The sequence below is a fragment of the Vibrio sp. V10_P2A27P122 genome, assembly GCF_963874335.1.
GTDB classification, from domain to species: Bacteria; Pseudomonadota; Gammaproteobacteria; order Enterobacterales; family Vibrionaceae; genus Vibrio; species Vibrio anguillarum.
This window is the reverse complement of sequence record NZ_CAWNHY010000066.1, coordinates 21,524-36,382: the sequence shown is the minus strand read 5'-3', so window position 1 is coordinate 36,382 and position 14,859 is coordinate 21,524. Positions and strand designations below refer to the sequence as shown.

Sequence of the window (14,859 nt, the reverse complement as noted above, 5' to 3'; positions counted from 1 at the left end):
CAATTAAAGATGCCCATATGAAATGTACTATTTCTAGCCCTTACCCACTCGGTGCAACCCTTGACAACACAGGTTGCAATTTTGCTATTCATGCTCCAGCAAATAAACAGCTTCTACTCGCTCTGTTTGATCAACAGGGAAGTTTCACCACCCACGAGTTAGAGAATGAATATGCGGGCGTGAAGTACACTCATGTGCCAAACATTAAAGCAGGGCAAAAATACGGTTACCTCATTTTAAATGGTGACGAGCCGCACTATATTTCCGACCCCTACGCGAAGGCGATAGATAAAAACTTAGGCTATAAAACACCATTTAGTTCAAAAAAGAGTTTCGAGCTGCCTAAGTGTGTCGTGGTTGACGATCAATTCGATTGGCAATCAACTAAAAAACCACACATACCTCGCGATAAGACTATTTTGTTTGAGACCCATGTCAAAGGAGTGACCAAACTCAATCCACGAGTGCCTAAAGCAGAACAAGGTACTTATTTAGGCTTAATCAGTGAGGAGATGCTGGAGTTTTATCGCAAGCAAAACATCAACACACTACAGCTACTGCCCATCGCGGCTTGTATGCATGAGCCACATCTATTGGATATGGGCAAAGTCAACTATTGGGGATATAACCCCTACCTGTTTATGGTGCCAGATCCACGTTATGCGCAAAAAGATGCGGTAACGGAACTGAAAACGGCTATCAGAGAACTGCATCGTCACGGAATTGAAGTGATACTGGATGTGGTTTATAACCACTCAGCAGAGGGGGGCGAAGATGGGCCTATTTTCAATTTAAAAGCACTCGACCCTAAATATTATCTAAAACACGGCCAACATTACGCGAATTTTACCGGTTGTGGTAACACCATTGATCTCTCTTATCAACCCGCCCTTAACCTAGTCATGGACACGCTGCGCTACTGGGTTAGCGAATACCAAGTCGATGGTTTTCGTTTTGATTTGGCCGCAACGCTTGGAAGAAATGGCGATAATTTCAGCCCCGATGCTGCGTTCTTTAAAGCGGTGGCGCAAGATCCAACGTTAAAACGAGTCAAATTGATTGCAGAGCCTTGGGATATTGGTCCAAACGGTTACCAAGTAGGCAATTTTCCTTTCGGTTGGAATGAATGTAACGACAAATTACGTGATATCACACGCAGCTTCTGGCGCGGCGATCAAGGCTATTTAAAAGAGTTCGCCACACGCTTAATGGGCTCGCGCGACTTGTACAGTGCCGCCAACTGGCCCTACAAACTGACCGTCAATTACATCACTTATCATGATGGCTTCACCATGCAAGATTTGGTGTCATACAAGCATAAGCACAATGAAGCGAATGGTGAACAAAACCGAGATGGTCACGGTGACAATCGCTCCGACAACTATGGCGTCGAAGGCGAAACCGAGAACATGGTGATAAAAGCAACCCGCGAAAAGCAAAAACGCAATATGATGGCGAGCTTACTCTTTGCTTTTGGCATTCCTCATATTCTCACCGCGGATGTGCTTTCTCATACTCAGCAAGGTAATAACAACGCTTATTGCCAAGACAATGAGATCAGTTGGCTTGACTGGAACATGACCGAACGCAAAAGCTACTTCAAACATTGGTTGAGTCAAATGGTGGCGGCAAGACACCTTTATATGGTGCCCTTTATTCGTGCTTTTAGTGGTGAGGAACGTAATGCCAACCGCGTATTCTGGCGACGCGTGGATGGCACACTGATGGAACATGATGATTGGAACCGCTTAAGTTCTGTGGCATTGCAGATGGGCATTGGATCGGATGGGGCTGAAATGCTCTATTTGATCAACCAAACCAATGCACCAGCTCGTTTTACTTTACCTAAAGATCGTAACCAAAACTGGGAAGTGATATGCGATACCAATTTACGTAACGTACAACCCGGCCATGCAGAAGGGGAGTTGTTACAGTCGCCTATATCAATGACAATTTTGCACTACCAACCTGAAGTATAAAATCAAGTGCTGCACATCATTACCGATAAGCAAAGAGATTACCAATAAACAAAGAGGCCCAATTGGCCTCTTTCTCTTCTCTAATTTTTGCTTTCAAAACATTACAAGAATGCTTTGAAAGGCAGCTCTGGTTCATCGACAAAAATGTCTTTAAAGCCTCTGAAATGCTGGTAATGCATACGTCCTTTGTCGGTTGGGTAAGTGTATTTACCACCCACTTGCCAAAAGAATGGCGCAAAACCGTATTGCAGACGATCTTTTTTCATTTGCCACAATACTTCAATTTCACGCGGGTCATTTTGGAAGTTAGCCCAAATATCGTGATGGAATGGGATCACCACTTCACAATCTAACGCCTCACCTGCGCGCAAAATATCAGATGCAGTCAGCTTATCTGTGATGCCTCGTGGGTTTTCACCGTATGAGAGCAGCGCCACATCAATCTTGTAGTCATTACCATGCTTGGCATAGTAGTTCGAATAATGCGAATCACCTGAATGGTAGATTGAGCCACCGGAGGTTTCCAATAAGTAGTTGACCGCGCGATCATCCATACCATCAAGAATCCCCTTATCATAAGATGAAACACCTTTAGGCAGCGTAATCAACGCAGTGCGATCAAAAGAGTCCAGCACTCGGATACTGATATCGCCAACTTCAATGCAATCACCCACTTTCGCTACAATGCAGCGCTCACTCGGTACTCCCCAGCCTTGCCACAGGTCAACGCAAGCTTGTGGCCCAATAAATTTCACATGCTCACCACAGTTTTGCAGCACAGCTGCTGCGACATTAATATCGATATGATCAGCGTGATCATGCGTCGCCAGTACCGCATCAATCTCTTTGATGCCAAATGGGTCCAACACAAAAGGAGACGTTCTTAAGTTGGGTTGCAGTTCACGCACGCCCCCCATACGCATCATCTGATGCTGTTGATTCATCAAGGCATTCTTTTGCGTTTTCTTACCCGTCCCACACCAAAAATCGATCGAAAGATTGGTATTCCCGGCACTTTTTAGCCAAATGCCTGTACAACCAAGCCACCACATAGCAAAGGTGTTAGCTTCCACTTCGGTCTTTTCTATCTCTTCATTCAGCCAAGTTCCCCACTCAGGAAACGTACTGAGAACCCATGAATCGCGTGTGATTTCATCAATTTTACTCATAGCAACACCTTTTATTTCACGATCAGTTAGACAAATTTTGGATGTAGGGAGCCAAGCGTCTTAACCAAAGGTGAAGACACTGAGCCTGTGTTTATTATTAGAATGTGTAGAGCGAAGTGCTTTCTATACCAGAATCACTTCTGTCCCCTGCTGTTGTAGCGCTTGGATAACTTGCGGATCGGCGGCTTTGCCAGTGATAACAATATCAACCTTGCTGGCGGGGCAAAATAGCATGCCCGTACGCTGCCCAACTTTAGAACTATCCACTACCACCACTAACTTACCGATTTGCTCTAGCATCTGTTGCTCGGCAACGGCGGTGAGCATATCGGTTTTGTATAGGCCATTTTCCGTCAGCCCTTTGCCACTGGTGAACATCCAATGTCCGGCATAACCACCTAACGAATCAGGGGCGGGGTTGAGGAAAATGTTTTGTGCTTTGTTGTACTGCCCACCAATGATGATTACATCGTCGTGATCTTCATTGATAAGGTAACTGGCCAGTGGGAAATAGTTAGTCACGATTTGAACATCTTGGCCACACAACTCTTTACCGAGCAAGAAGGCGGTCGAACCACAGTTAATTACCACACTGTCACCTGGGTTGCAGAGCTTAGCCGCAGCCATGGCAATCTGTGATTTTTCATGGAAATGATCCGTACTGTCGATGTTTAACGGCGTCCACGCTCGCTTTCTAATCTCTAAACGTTCAGCACCATTACGAACTTTCTTCAGCTTACCTAGCTCATCTAACTTAGAAATATCGCGGCGGGCCGTTGCTGGTGACACGTTAAATTTCTCAATAATATGCGTGACGTTGATGGTGCGCATATTGTCTAGCAAAGACAGTATCTCGTTATGTCTTTGTACTTCGTTCATGGTTATCACCTTATCTTTTCATCAAGTGATTACTTGGTGATTATTTATGATTTGTTTTGATTCTATTTCTCATCCATCACAATGTCAAACACTGGACGAACAAAACTTCCCTTTCGCTCACAATAAAACATAACTAATTGATTTTATTTGAAATGAAATTTTAACTGTGACTTGAGTATCAAATAATGTCTCCATTTGGCGAAGAAATTGATAAAAATCAAAATAATCACAAATGAGCATTGAATGATTACTTTTGATTGGTAAAGTCTATTTCGTGAGCAAAACAGGATTGAAATCGGCATCACCTTGCTGATCCACTCTGACCTACACCCAGCTTCGAGTAAGACGGGAATACACATAACGATAAATAGAGAATCAAGGGGTAAAGATATGCAGTTCATCTACGATATCTTCTACATTTTTTATAGCCAAGTAATGACTAAAGCACCTTTGCTGCTGGGCTTAGTCACCCTTATCGGTTACTGGTTATTAAGAAGAGATACCACCACCATCATTAAAGGGTCGATCAAAACCATCGTCGGCTTTATGTTGGTACAGGTGGGTGCAGGGACCTTAGTGGCAGGCTTTAAGCCTGTGATTGAGAAATTATCGGAATATCATGGTTTAACTGGCTCGGTTATCGACCCGTACACCTCAATGATGGCCACCATGGAAATCATGGGGGATGATTATTCTTGGGTTGGTTATACCGTACTACTGGCATTGGCGATCAACATCTTGCTCGTTTTGCTGCGCCGCTACACAGGCATTCGCACCATCATGCTAACGGGGCATATTATGTTCCAACAGGCAGGGTTAATTGCGGTGTTCTACCTTGTGCTGGGCGCAAGCATGTGGGAAACCATCCTTTATTCGGCTGTTTTGATGGCGCTCTACTGGTCTATCTCCTCCAACATTATGTTCAAACCCACCGAAGCCGTCACGGGTGGAGCCGGTTTCTCCATCGGCCACCAGCAACAAGTCGCGTCTTGGATTGCAGTTAAGATTGCCCCCAAATTGGGCGATAAAAACGAAAGTGTCGACCACCTTGAGCTGCCTAAATGGTTGCACATTTTCCACGACAGCATTGCCGCAACCGCGATTGTGATGACGCTATTTTTCGGCATTATTTTGCTCTCATTTGGTTTAGACAACCTGCAAGCAATGGCGGGAAAAACCCATTGGTCTATCTACATTCTGGAAACTGGCCTTAAATTTGCGGTAGCGATTCAAGTTATCGTAGCGGGTGTGCGTATGTTCGTTGCCGAACTGTCTGAAGCCTTTAAAGGTATCTCAGAGCGCGTCATTCCTAACGCGGTTTTAGCCATTGACTGCGCCGCTATCTACGCGTTCTCACCTAACGCCATGGTGTTTGGTTTTATGTGGGGCGCGATTGGTCAATTTACGGCGGTGCTGGCCATGCTCGCTTTTGATGCACCGATCATGATCATTCCCGGCTTTATCCCGATGTTCTTCTCCAACGCAACCATTGGTGTTTTTGCCAACCACTTTGGCGGCTGGCGCGCGGTCATGAAGATCTGTTTTGTGATGGGTATCATCGAAGTCGTTGGCTCCGCATGGGCCATTCACATCTTCAACCAATACGGCACCGAATTCAGTGGCTGGATGGGCATGGCCGACTGGGCGCTAGTCTTCCCACCGATCATGCAAGGCTTATCCGTCTCAAAACTGTTCTTCTTTGTACTGATTGCATTGGCTGGGGTGTACATGTTCTTCGCCTCCAAAAAGCTGCGTGAAGAGGAAGATGCGCAGGGTCTGGTAAACATCAGTGACGAGCCAGACGTCATCGCCGCCGTCGAACAAGCACTGAAAGTCAGTGATGGCGTACGCCCGGTCAGCATTTTAGCCGTGTGTGGTAATGGGCAAGGCTCCTCAATGATGATGAAGATGAAAATCGGTAAGTATCTAGAGAAGAAAGGCATTCCACACGTGATGGATTCCTGCGCAGTGTCTGATTATAAATCTAAGCTCGCCACCACCGACATCATCGTCTCATCAAAACATCTCTCTGGTGAGATGGAGCCCGGAGAAGGCAAATTTGTGCTCGGCGTACAAAACATGCTGAATCCGAACTCTTTTGGTGATGAGCTGCTCGATATCATCGATAAAAACTTTGTCACTTTGAAATAGCTATTTACTACAAAACGATAAGTACAAAAACGATAGGTGCCAGACGCACTGGCACCCACTCTGGAGATAGAACCATGGGACTGAAACAATCACTGATCGACAATGATTCCATCCAATTAAATGCACAGGCGAGCACTTGGCAAGAGGCGATCAAAATCGGTACGGATAGGCTGATCAAATCAGGAGCCATCCACCCCTGCTATCACGATGCCATCATCAGCAGCGTTGAACAATTAGGCCCGTATATCGTCATCGCGCCTAATCTTGCCCTGCCTCATGCTCGTCCTGAAAATGGCGTGATCAGAACCGCCTTTGCTTTAGTGACGCTGCAAACGCCTGTCTATTTTGACGGCGAAGATGAACCGGTCGATGTGCTGATCACCTTGGCTGGTAGCTCGTCTGATCAGCATATGGAAGGATTAATGGAAGTAACTCAAGTGCTGGATGATGAAGAGAGCGAGACTGGCGTTGATCTCGATAAACTGCGCCGTTGTCGTACCGCGCAGGATGTTTACCAAGTGATTGATGAAGCGTTAGCGGCGCAATTGGTCGAGTGAGGATGCCATGTATAGCGAACTAAAACAGCGAGTATTTGCGGCAAATCTTAAGCTTCCCCAATACGGTTTAGTCACTTTCACTTGGGGCAATGTATCAGAAATAGACCGCGAGAAGGGCGTCATCGCCATCAAACCTTCAGGCGTAGAATACGATGTGATGAAAGTCGATGACATGGTGATCGTTGATCTTAACGGCGCGATTGTGGAAGGCACACTTAATCCATCCAGTGATACCGCCACTCACCTCGAACTCTATAAAGCTTATCCAGAGATTGGCGGCGTGGTACACACCCATTCGCGTAGTGCCACTATTTGGGCGCAAGCGGGCATTGACATACCCGCTTTAGGGACCACTCACGCCGATTATTTTTACGGTGACATCCCCTGCACACGCAAACTTTCTTGCGATGAAATCGCTGGCCAATATGAGAAAAATACCGGCCTTGTGATCATCGAAGAGTTCAAACATCGTCGCATTGATCCGATGGCAGTGCCAAGCGTGATTGTCGCCGGGCATGCTCCTTTCTCTTGGGGCAAAGATGCTAACGATGCCGTTCATAACGCCGTCGTCTTGGAGGAGATTTCCGCCATGGCGCTGGCGACTCGTTCACTCAACAGTGGCATCAAGATTCAACCGGAATTATCCGATAAACACTATCAACGTAAGCATGGTGATAACGCTTACTACGGTCAAAGGTAGCGGCTATGTATAAAGTTCTCGCGCTCGACCTTGATGGCACGGTGTTGACTGATGAACACACCATTCATCCTCAGCTAAAGCAGGCGATTCAACAAGCGCAGCAACACTGCCACGTGGTGATCGTGACTGGCCGTCACCACACGGCGGCTAAACCCTATTATCAAGAATTGGGGCTCACAACCCCCATCATCTGCTGCAACGGCACTTATGTGTATGACTACCAAAACGAAAAAGTGCTCAAGCACAATGCGATTGCCAAGCACGATGCATTGAGCTTTCTCGCTTTGGCTAAAGAGTTTCAAATGAAACTGGTGATGTATGTGACCGACGCGATGACCTATTCCAAGCGTAGCCCAATCGCCTACATGCAAGCGTTAGAAAAATGGGCCAGCCAGTACCCACCAACAGCACAACCCAAAATCGAGCAAATTGACTCGTTTCGTCACCGCGTCGAGCAAGAAACGTTTATTTGGAAATTTGTGGTTGAAGGGCTACCGAGCTCCGTTGAACGCCTTGCTCAACAAGCTTGGGTACAAGAGACATTCAACGGTGAGCGTTCATGGTCGAATCGCATCGACTTCGCTGCCAAAGGCAACAGTAAAGGTCAGCGCTTGGCTGAATATGTGCAATCACTTGGCTACCACGCTAATCACGTGCTGGCTGTCGGCGATAACCATAACGACATTTCAATGCTCGACTACGCCGGGCTCGGTGTGGCGATGTTCAATGCCGACGATACGGTGAAATCCCACGCCAAACTGATTTGTACAACCGATAACAATCACGACGGGCTCGCCCGTTTGATCCGTGACAAAATTCAAGGATAACTCTCATGACTAAACCAATGATCCAAATCGCTCTCGACCAAACTGACCTTATTTCTGCCATCGAAGTGGCAAAAAACGTAGCAAGCTTTGTTGATGTCATCGAAGTGGGCACCATCCTCGCCTTTGCTGAAGGCATGAAGGCCGTCAAAACGTTACGCCATAATCACCCTGACCATATTCTAGTATGCGATATGAAAACCACCGATGGCGGCGCTATTTTAGCGCGGATGGCATTTGAAGCTGGCGCGGATTGGATCACCGTTTCTGCCGCAGCGCATATCGCCACCATCAGCGCTTGTAAGAAAGTCGCCGATGAACTGGATGGCGAAATCCAAATCGAAATTTACGGCAACTGGACCTTTGTTGATGCACAAGCGTGGATTGACCTTGGTATCACTCAAGCCATTTATCACCGTTCAAGAGATGCCGAACTGGCCGGTATTGGTTGGACAAGCGAAGATGTTGAGAAGATGCGAACTCTCTCCGATATGGGGCTTGAGCTTTCCATCACAGGTGGCATCGTGCCAGAAGATCTCTATTTATTTGAAGGCATTAAGGCCAAAACGTTCATTGCGGGGCGTGCATTGGTCGGTGAAAAAGGTCGCGTCACTGCCGAAGCACTGCGCAGTCAAATCGATCGTTTTTGGTGCTAGGAGGCCGTATGTATCAACATTTGCCACGCCAACGTATCGGGTTGTATGAAAAAGCGCTCCCCAATCATTTCAGTTGGGAAGAAAAGCTCGCCACAACGAAAGAGCTGGGGTTTGATTTTTTAGAGATATCCGTCGATGAGTCGGATGAACGTCGTCAACGCTTAGACTGGGATGATGCAACCATCTATCAGCTACGAAGATGGTGTGAGCAATACCAAATCCCGCTGCAATCGATGTGCCTAAGTGCACACCGCAAGTTTCCTTTTGGCTCGTCAGACCCCGCCATTAGAGAGCAAGCCATTCTGCACATGGAGAAAGCGATTACCTTAGCTTACAAACTGGGCATTCGCACCATCCAACTCGCAGGCTATGATGTCTATTACGAACCCGCTAATAAAGAAACTCATCAACGTTTCATTGAAGGCATGCAGCTTGCCGCCAAACTGGCCGAGCGTGCTGGCGTGATGCTGGCAGTGGAGATCATGGATACCAGCTATCTTAATTCACTGAGCAAGTTCGAAATACTAAAGCGGGAAGTACCCTCCCCCTATTTTATGGCGTATCCAGATGTAGGCAACATTTCAGGTTGGAACTACGATGTGTGTACTGAATTGGCACTTGGTATGCCACACATTACTCAGATCCACCTTAAAGATACCCATTGCGTCACCTCTAGTTCCACGGGCCAATTTCGAGACTTGGTGATTGGTGAAGGAGAAGTCAATTTCGATGCTATTTCCCAAACGCTGAAAGAGGCAAACTGTGTTGTGCCGATGGTGATCGAAATGTGGGCGCAAGATGAACATTGGAAACACAATATTCGTGTTGCGCAGCATCGGCTAAATCAAGCTTGTGATGCCGCTGATTCGCCTCGTTTATTCAACCTATAGCTCATTTATTCAACCTATAAATTGTGCTCGGGTGCATCTTTTATGCATCCTTCATCCTCATATTGGATAATGCCGCGCCCTCTCCCCCGTGAGCGCGGTAGCTTTTCTTGGCAAATATTGACATCACCAACACAATCGCGCAGAGTTGCTTTTTGATAACGCCCCGATGCATAACACTCTGAGAACCAATGAAATTACTTCACTTACAACTCTTCTGGTATGAAAAGCATCACACCCTTTTAGAAATGGAAGCGCTCCCTACGCTCACCCCAACCCAAGAGCAAGCGCTGGTAGAATGGGTTAAGTGTCGACGCAAAATATTAAGCTTTGAGGCTCACCAGCATACTTGGGTAAAAGTCAATGTAGACGGTTTTTCTTCCGCTTTGCATTTAAAGCCTAATGGCACGTTGGTCGAGCGAGATCTGTTTGGTGAAAAAACGCTACAAGGATTATGGAAAGTCATCGACGGTTTCTTATTTATAAAAGTGATCAGCGGTGAATTTATTGTCGAATATCAGATTGTTGGCAATAACGAACAGAGCATTCACTGCGGTATTGAGTACATCAACGGCCGAGTCAGTACCTACAGCAAATTTATTCAAACCAAATAAGCTTTGTGACCCACGGGAAAAAATGAGATGTATATTGAACAAGATATCAACAACCTTGTGAATCCATCGGCAAACTGTGGCACACTCGACATAAATGTAGACTCGGTTCATCACGGTTTATGGAAGAGTACTTAAAACGAATCAAGCAGCTTGAAGAGCAAGTTGAGCATCTCAAAAAAGAAAACAGCTCTCTTGAAGAAAAGCTGAATGCAACGCTAGAAGGCACTGGTCTTTGTCTTTGGGAACAACACATTCCTAGCGGAACCCTTAAAATATTCAATAGAGAATGGGGTGATATGCTTGGCTATCAATCACACGAGCTAGACGCCACCGTCGACATTTGGAAAAGCAAGCTCCACCCCGATGATTATGACTTAGCCGTGGGCGCTTTTGAGGACCATTTGAATGGCAAGGCTGACACCTATCAGGTCATACACCGGATGATCCGCAAAGATGGAGGTCAAAGCTGGGTGTCGGATCGCGGCCGAATCGTTGAATATGATGAGAATGGAAAGCCGCTGCGCATGATGGGCACCCACACGGATATTACCAATGAAAAACATTATGAATTAGAACTCTCCAAACTCGCCGCGCAAGATCCATTGACCAACCTATTAAATCGAAAGGCGTTAGAAACTAAGTTTGACGAGATGAATGATCTTGTCGAACACTCTGCGGCACTGATTTTTATCGATTTGGATGACTTTAAAACCGTCAATGATCATCTTGGGCACCAAGCTGGGGATTTCGTGCTGCTCCAAGTTTCTCAATGGCTTCAAGAAAATGCGCCTCAACCATCATCGATTGCTCGTTTGGGCGGCGATGAGTTTGTCCTATTGTGCATCAATCAAAGCACAGAAACGTTAAAGCAGTTTATCGACAGTTTGCTCACCAAAGCCTATTCACCACTAAAATTAAGCCATGGAGAAGTGCAAATTGGCTTTAGTATTGGTGTTTGCCAATTCACAACCTCAACGCATACTTTTGAAACCTTATATGAATTGGCCGACCAAGCAATGTATCAGGTGAAGAAAAATGGCAAAAATGGCGTTGAGTACATCAATCTTAGCCAATAGAAGGCAAAAACACTTCCCCTAACATACATCTCACCGAACCACCGCCAATATCCTCAATGGTCTTCACATTACACGGCAGTAACTTACCGTGACTGGCCAGCTGCGCACGCTGCGCCAGCGAAAAGGCATCAAACGCCGATTGCGACATAGCGATCACTTTATCTCCTGCCGCCGTTTCTAATTGTAAAATGTTGCCGCAGAAACAGTTCATCTGCTCAAGTGAAATTGAGATGATCTGTTTATCTTTAGCCAGTGATTTAACCACAAAACGACGTTCAAACTCCGGGATCACTTCATCGCAAATCACGCAGAATGCTTCACCAACCGCCATCATCACATTGGTGTGATAAACCGGTTGACCTGAAGGCAACGCCGTTTGAAAAGAGACCACACGATCATAACCGATACGTTTGGCGTACTCCTCTAGCACTTCACGGTCGCAGCGCTGTGACAACGCCGAATAGATGGTTCGATTAAGGTGATCCATCACCATCACACCGGTGCTTTCAAGATAAGCCTGCTGGTCTTGATACGCGAGCAACGAATCTTGCGCCAATATCTTGCGGCCTGACAACGTAAGGGCTTCAACCAACGCTTGTGGGCGCACTTCTTGCTGTCGATTTTTACAAGCCATCGGAAAGGTAAACAAGGTTCCCTCTGGCGTAGTGCTAAACCAGTTATTGGGAAAGACGGCATCTGGCGTTTCCACTTCAGATAATGGGTAATCAAACTCCACTACTTGTACGCCTTCGAGACGCAGTGTCTCAACCATGCTTTGATATTCGGCCATGGCTTGGATGCGAACTTGTTCGGTACTCAATGCAACTTGGTGTTGAAATTCATTATCTTGTGCCGTTTGAGCGTTAAATTTGAACTCTTTTGGCGGCACCATTACGACACAATTGGCATTTTGCACCGTATTCACGGCTAGCTGTGTGATCACTTGTTCCTGCAACATCATAGAAACTTTCCCTTCTACTCACTTTAGGCCAATTGTAAGCATAATGTTAAAACAACATTGACTGAATTTTGGGTTATTTCATCGAATAACTCCTATTAATTACTGAGAAAACTATTTTTCACATTAAAAATTACGGCAAAATCATCATCACATCTAAAAATATTCACCCTTATTCAAAAAATATTCACAATAAAAACTCACTTAAAAGTAACGCAACTCGTTTATGGTTCTCTTATCGTCGATAACGATATTTAACTCGCTTCATTTTTTCACCCGATGGACGTTACTGACCATTCGAGCCAATGCTTGCTGCATTAACCACCGTATTAATCAGGCGCCGTTTTCTAGAGCCAAGCGCGAAAAGTAATCCGCCACTTATGTTGTGATTTCGTTATACTTCTGTTCGGCTTACTCCATCATTTGCTCCCCTTATAGGAGTTCAACGTTAGATTCTCGCGTTCTAGGCTTTTGGTCTCTCATACTTTAGCGAGAATTGGCATAAGGATTTTCGATGTATAAAAAATTTGAAAGCTTTACCCAAGCCTTTCCCAAAGAGGAACCCAAACAGCCTCCTGCGACCTTATGGGCCTTTTGTCGTTACTACACGCGCGGCTTTGAAAAACCACTCATTTTAATGGCGTTAATCAGCACGTTAATTGCCGTTGTTGAAGTATCACTGTTCGGTTTTATGGGCCAACTGGTGGATTGGCTCTCATCCAGTAACCCAGAGACTTTCCTAACTGAGAACCGAGACACCTTGATCGGTTTATCTATTTTAGTACTCGTGATCATGCCACTTTTGATTGGCATCTATTCACTGTTGATCCACCAAACTATGCTCGGCAATTATCCCATGTCGATCCGTTGGTTGGCGCACCGTTATCTGCTCAAACAAAGCCTCTCTTTTTACCAAGATGACTTTGCGGGAAGAATTGCCACTAAAGTAATGCAAACGGCGTTATCCATCCGCGAAACCGTGATGAAGACCTTGGATGTGTTTGTCTATGTGTCAGTCTATTTCACTGCGATTGTGGTGATGTTGGCGCAAGCAGACTGGCGTTTAATGGTGCCGATGCTCGTCTGGCTCGCGGCCTACATTTGCATTCAACTTCACTTTGTACCACAGCTTAAAAAAGTAGCATCAGAACAAGCCGATGCTCGCTCAACCATGACGGGGCGCATTGTCGATAGCTACACCAATATTGCCACGGTCAAATTGTTCTCACACACCCGCCGAGAAACCGACTATGCCGAACAAGGCATGGAGAGCTTTTTAGACACGGTTCACCGCCAAATGCGTTTAGTGACTGGTTTTAACCTGTGCGTTGAACTCGCCAACTATATTTTGGTGTTCGTGATTGCGGCGACTTCGATTTATCTATGGATGCAGAGTGCCATCAGTATTGGTGCAATCGCGATTGCGATCAGCCTTTCATTGCGCATTAATGGCATGTCGAAATGGATCATGTGGGAAGTTGGCGCACTCTTTGAAAACATGGGCACAGTCGTGGATGGCATGAAAACCCTCTCGAAACCGATCACCATTGAAGATAAACCCAACGCAAAACCGTTGCAGGTTGCACAAGGTGGCATCGAATTTGATGACGTGAGTTTCCACTATGGCGAGAATAAAGGCGTTATTAACCATTTAAACCTGACCATTAAACCGGGTGAAAAAGTGGGTTTAGTAGGGCGTTCTGGCGCTGGAAAATCGACTTTAGTCAATTTACTGCTTCGTTTTCATGATGTTGAAGGTGGGCAAATTCGTATCGATGGGCAAGCGATCAATGACGTCACCCAAGATTCATTGCGCAGCAAAATTGGTATGGTGACGCAAGATACTTCACTGCTGCATCGCTCGATCCGCGATAACATTTTGTATGGCAACCCTGATGCAAGTGAAGAACAACTGCTGCAAGCCACCCGACAGGCACACGCGCATGAGTTTATCGAAACACTCACCGACCCATTTGGTAACCTAGGTTATGATGCGCAAGTGGGCGAGCGCGGCGTAAAACTGTCTGGTGGCCAGCGCCAGCGAATTGCTATTTCCCGCGTGCTGTTAAAGGATGCGCCACTGTTGGTACTCGACGAAGCCACATCCGCACTCGACTCCGAAGTGGAAGCGGCAATTCAAGAGAGCTTAAATGAGCTGATGCAAGGCAAAACCGTGATTGCCATTGCTCACCGTTTATCAACCATTGCCGCAATGGACAGGTTGATTGTACTCGATAAAGGTAACGTCGTTGAGCAAGGCACACACCAAGAGTTGATCGCTCAAAACGGCATTTATGCACACCTATGGGCGCACCAAACGGGTGGCTTTATCGGTTGCGACGACGTTGAGATTGCTTAATGGTTTATCAACGGAGTTTGCGCTCCGTTGATGCTTCCACAATGCACTCT

At 46.1% G+C, this 14,859-nt stretch carries 13 protein-coding genes; 10 read left to right on the top strand and 3 right to left on the bottom strand.

Features of this window, described 5'->3' with window-relative positions:
* Nucleotides 1-2: 2 nt before the first annotated feature.
* On the top strand, nucleotides 3-1,979 hold the full coding sequence (gene glgX / locus AACQ17_RS03890; RefSeq protein ID WP_240507689.1) for a glycogen debranching protein GlgX: 1,977 nt from the start codon (nucleotides 3-5) through the stop codon (nucleotides 1,977-1,979).
* Nucleotides 1,980-2,080: 101 nt separating this feature from the next.
* Here the strand turns inward: glgX and ulaG are convergent, their stop codons facing one another.
* On the bottom strand, nucleotides 2,081-3,148 hold the full coding sequence (gene ulaG / locus AACQ17_RS03885) for an L-ascorbate 6-phosphate lactonase (RefSeq protein WP_013868344.1): 1,068 nt from the start codon (nucleotides 3,146-3,148) through the stop codon (nucleotides 2,081-2,083).
* A gap of 123 nt (nucleotides 3,149-3,271) precedes the next feature.
* Nucleotides 3,272-4,027: an HTH-type transcriptional regulator UlaR gene (gene ulaR / locus AACQ17_RS03880; protein WP_026027147.1), complete on the bottom strand. Its 756-nt coding sequence runs from the start codon at nucleotides 4,025-4,027 to the stop codon at nucleotides 3,272-3,274.
* Nucleotides 4,028-4,417: 390 nt separating this feature from the next.
* Between ulaR and AACQ17_RS03875 the strand changes: the two genes are divergently transcribed.
* From AACQ17_RS03875 to AACQ17_RS03840, 8 genes are all read left to right on the top strand, one after another.
* On the top strand, nucleotides 4,418-6,178 hold the full coding sequence (locus tag AACQ17_RS03875; protein ID WP_094124631.1) for a PTS ascorbate-specific subunit IIBC: 1,761 nt from the start codon (nucleotides 4,418-4,420) through the stop codon (nucleotides 6,176-6,178).
* A 74-nt stretch (nucleotides 6,179-6,252) separates the two neighbouring features.
* Nucleotides 6,253-6,735: a PTS sugar transporter subunit IIA gene (locus AACQ17_RS03870; protein WP_013868340.1), complete on the top strand. Its 483-nt coding sequence runs from the start codon at nucleotides 6,253-6,255 to the stop codon at nucleotides 6,733-6,735.
* Between the two features lie 7 nt (nucleotides 6,736-6,742).
* On the top strand, nucleotides 6,743-7,435 hold the full coding sequence (locus tag AACQ17_RS03865; protein WP_013868339.1) for an L-ribulose-5-phosphate 4-epimerase: 693 nt from the start codon (nucleotides 6,743-6,745) through the stop codon (nucleotides 7,433-7,435).
* A 5-nt stretch (nucleotides 7,436-7,440) separates the two neighbouring features.
* Nucleotides 7,441-8,262, top strand: a complete 822-nt coding sequence (locus tag AACQ17_RS03860) for a pyridoxal phosphatase (RefSeq protein WP_094146990.1) — start codon at nucleotides 7,441-7,443, stop codon at nucleotides 8,260-8,262.
* A gap of 5 nt (nucleotides 8,263-8,267) precedes the next feature.
* Nucleotides 8,268-8,915, top strand: coding sequence for a 3-keto-L-gulonate-6-phosphate decarboxylase UlaD (locus tag AACQ17_RS03855; protein WP_094146989.1), 648 nt, complete (start codon nucleotides 8,268-8,270; stop codon nucleotides 8,913-8,915).
* 8 nt (nucleotides 8,916-8,923) lie between these two features.
* A complete protein-coding gene (locus tag AACQ17_RS03850) occupies nucleotides 8,924-9,805 on the top strand; it encodes an L-ribulose-5-phosphate 3-epimerase (protein WP_029189691.1) in 882 nt (293 codons plus the stop codon).
* Nucleotides 9,806-9,993: 188 nt separating this feature from the next.
* Nucleotides 9,994-10,416: a hypothetical protein gene (locus AACQ17_RS03845; RefSeq protein ID WP_094146988.1), complete on the top strand. Its 423-nt coding sequence runs from the start codon at nucleotides 9,994-9,996 to the stop codon at nucleotides 10,414-10,416.
* Between the two features lie 119 nt (nucleotides 10,417-10,535).
* Nucleotides 10,536-11,492, top strand: coding sequence for a diguanylate cyclase domain-containing protein (locus AACQ17_RS03840; RefSeq protein WP_094146987.1), 957 nt, complete (start codon nucleotides 10,536-10,538; stop codon nucleotides 11,490-11,492).
* Here AACQ17_RS03840 and AACQ17_RS03835 read toward each other — a convergent pair.
* Nucleotides 11,482-12,453 (bottom strand): arginine deiminase-related protein, encoded by a 972-nt coding sequence (locus AACQ17_RS03835; RefSeq protein ID WP_094146986.1) that lies wholly within the window; start codon nucleotides 12,451-12,453, stop codon nucleotides 11,482-11,484. The two genes, AACQ17_RS03840 and AACQ17_RS03835, sit on opposite strands and share 11 nt — an antisense overlap.
* A gap of 511 nt (nucleotides 12,454-12,964) precedes the next feature.
* Between AACQ17_RS03835 and AACQ17_RS03830 the strand changes: the two genes are divergently transcribed.
* Nucleotides 12,965-14,809 carry an ABC transporter ATP-binding protein gene (locus AACQ17_RS03830; protein WP_064626585.1) on the top strand — a complete coding sequence of 615 codons (1,845 nt, stop codon included), beginning with the start codon at nucleotides 12,965-12,967 and terminating at the stop codon, nucleotides 14,807-14,809.
* Nucleotides 14,810-14,859 lie beyond the last annotated feature (50 nt).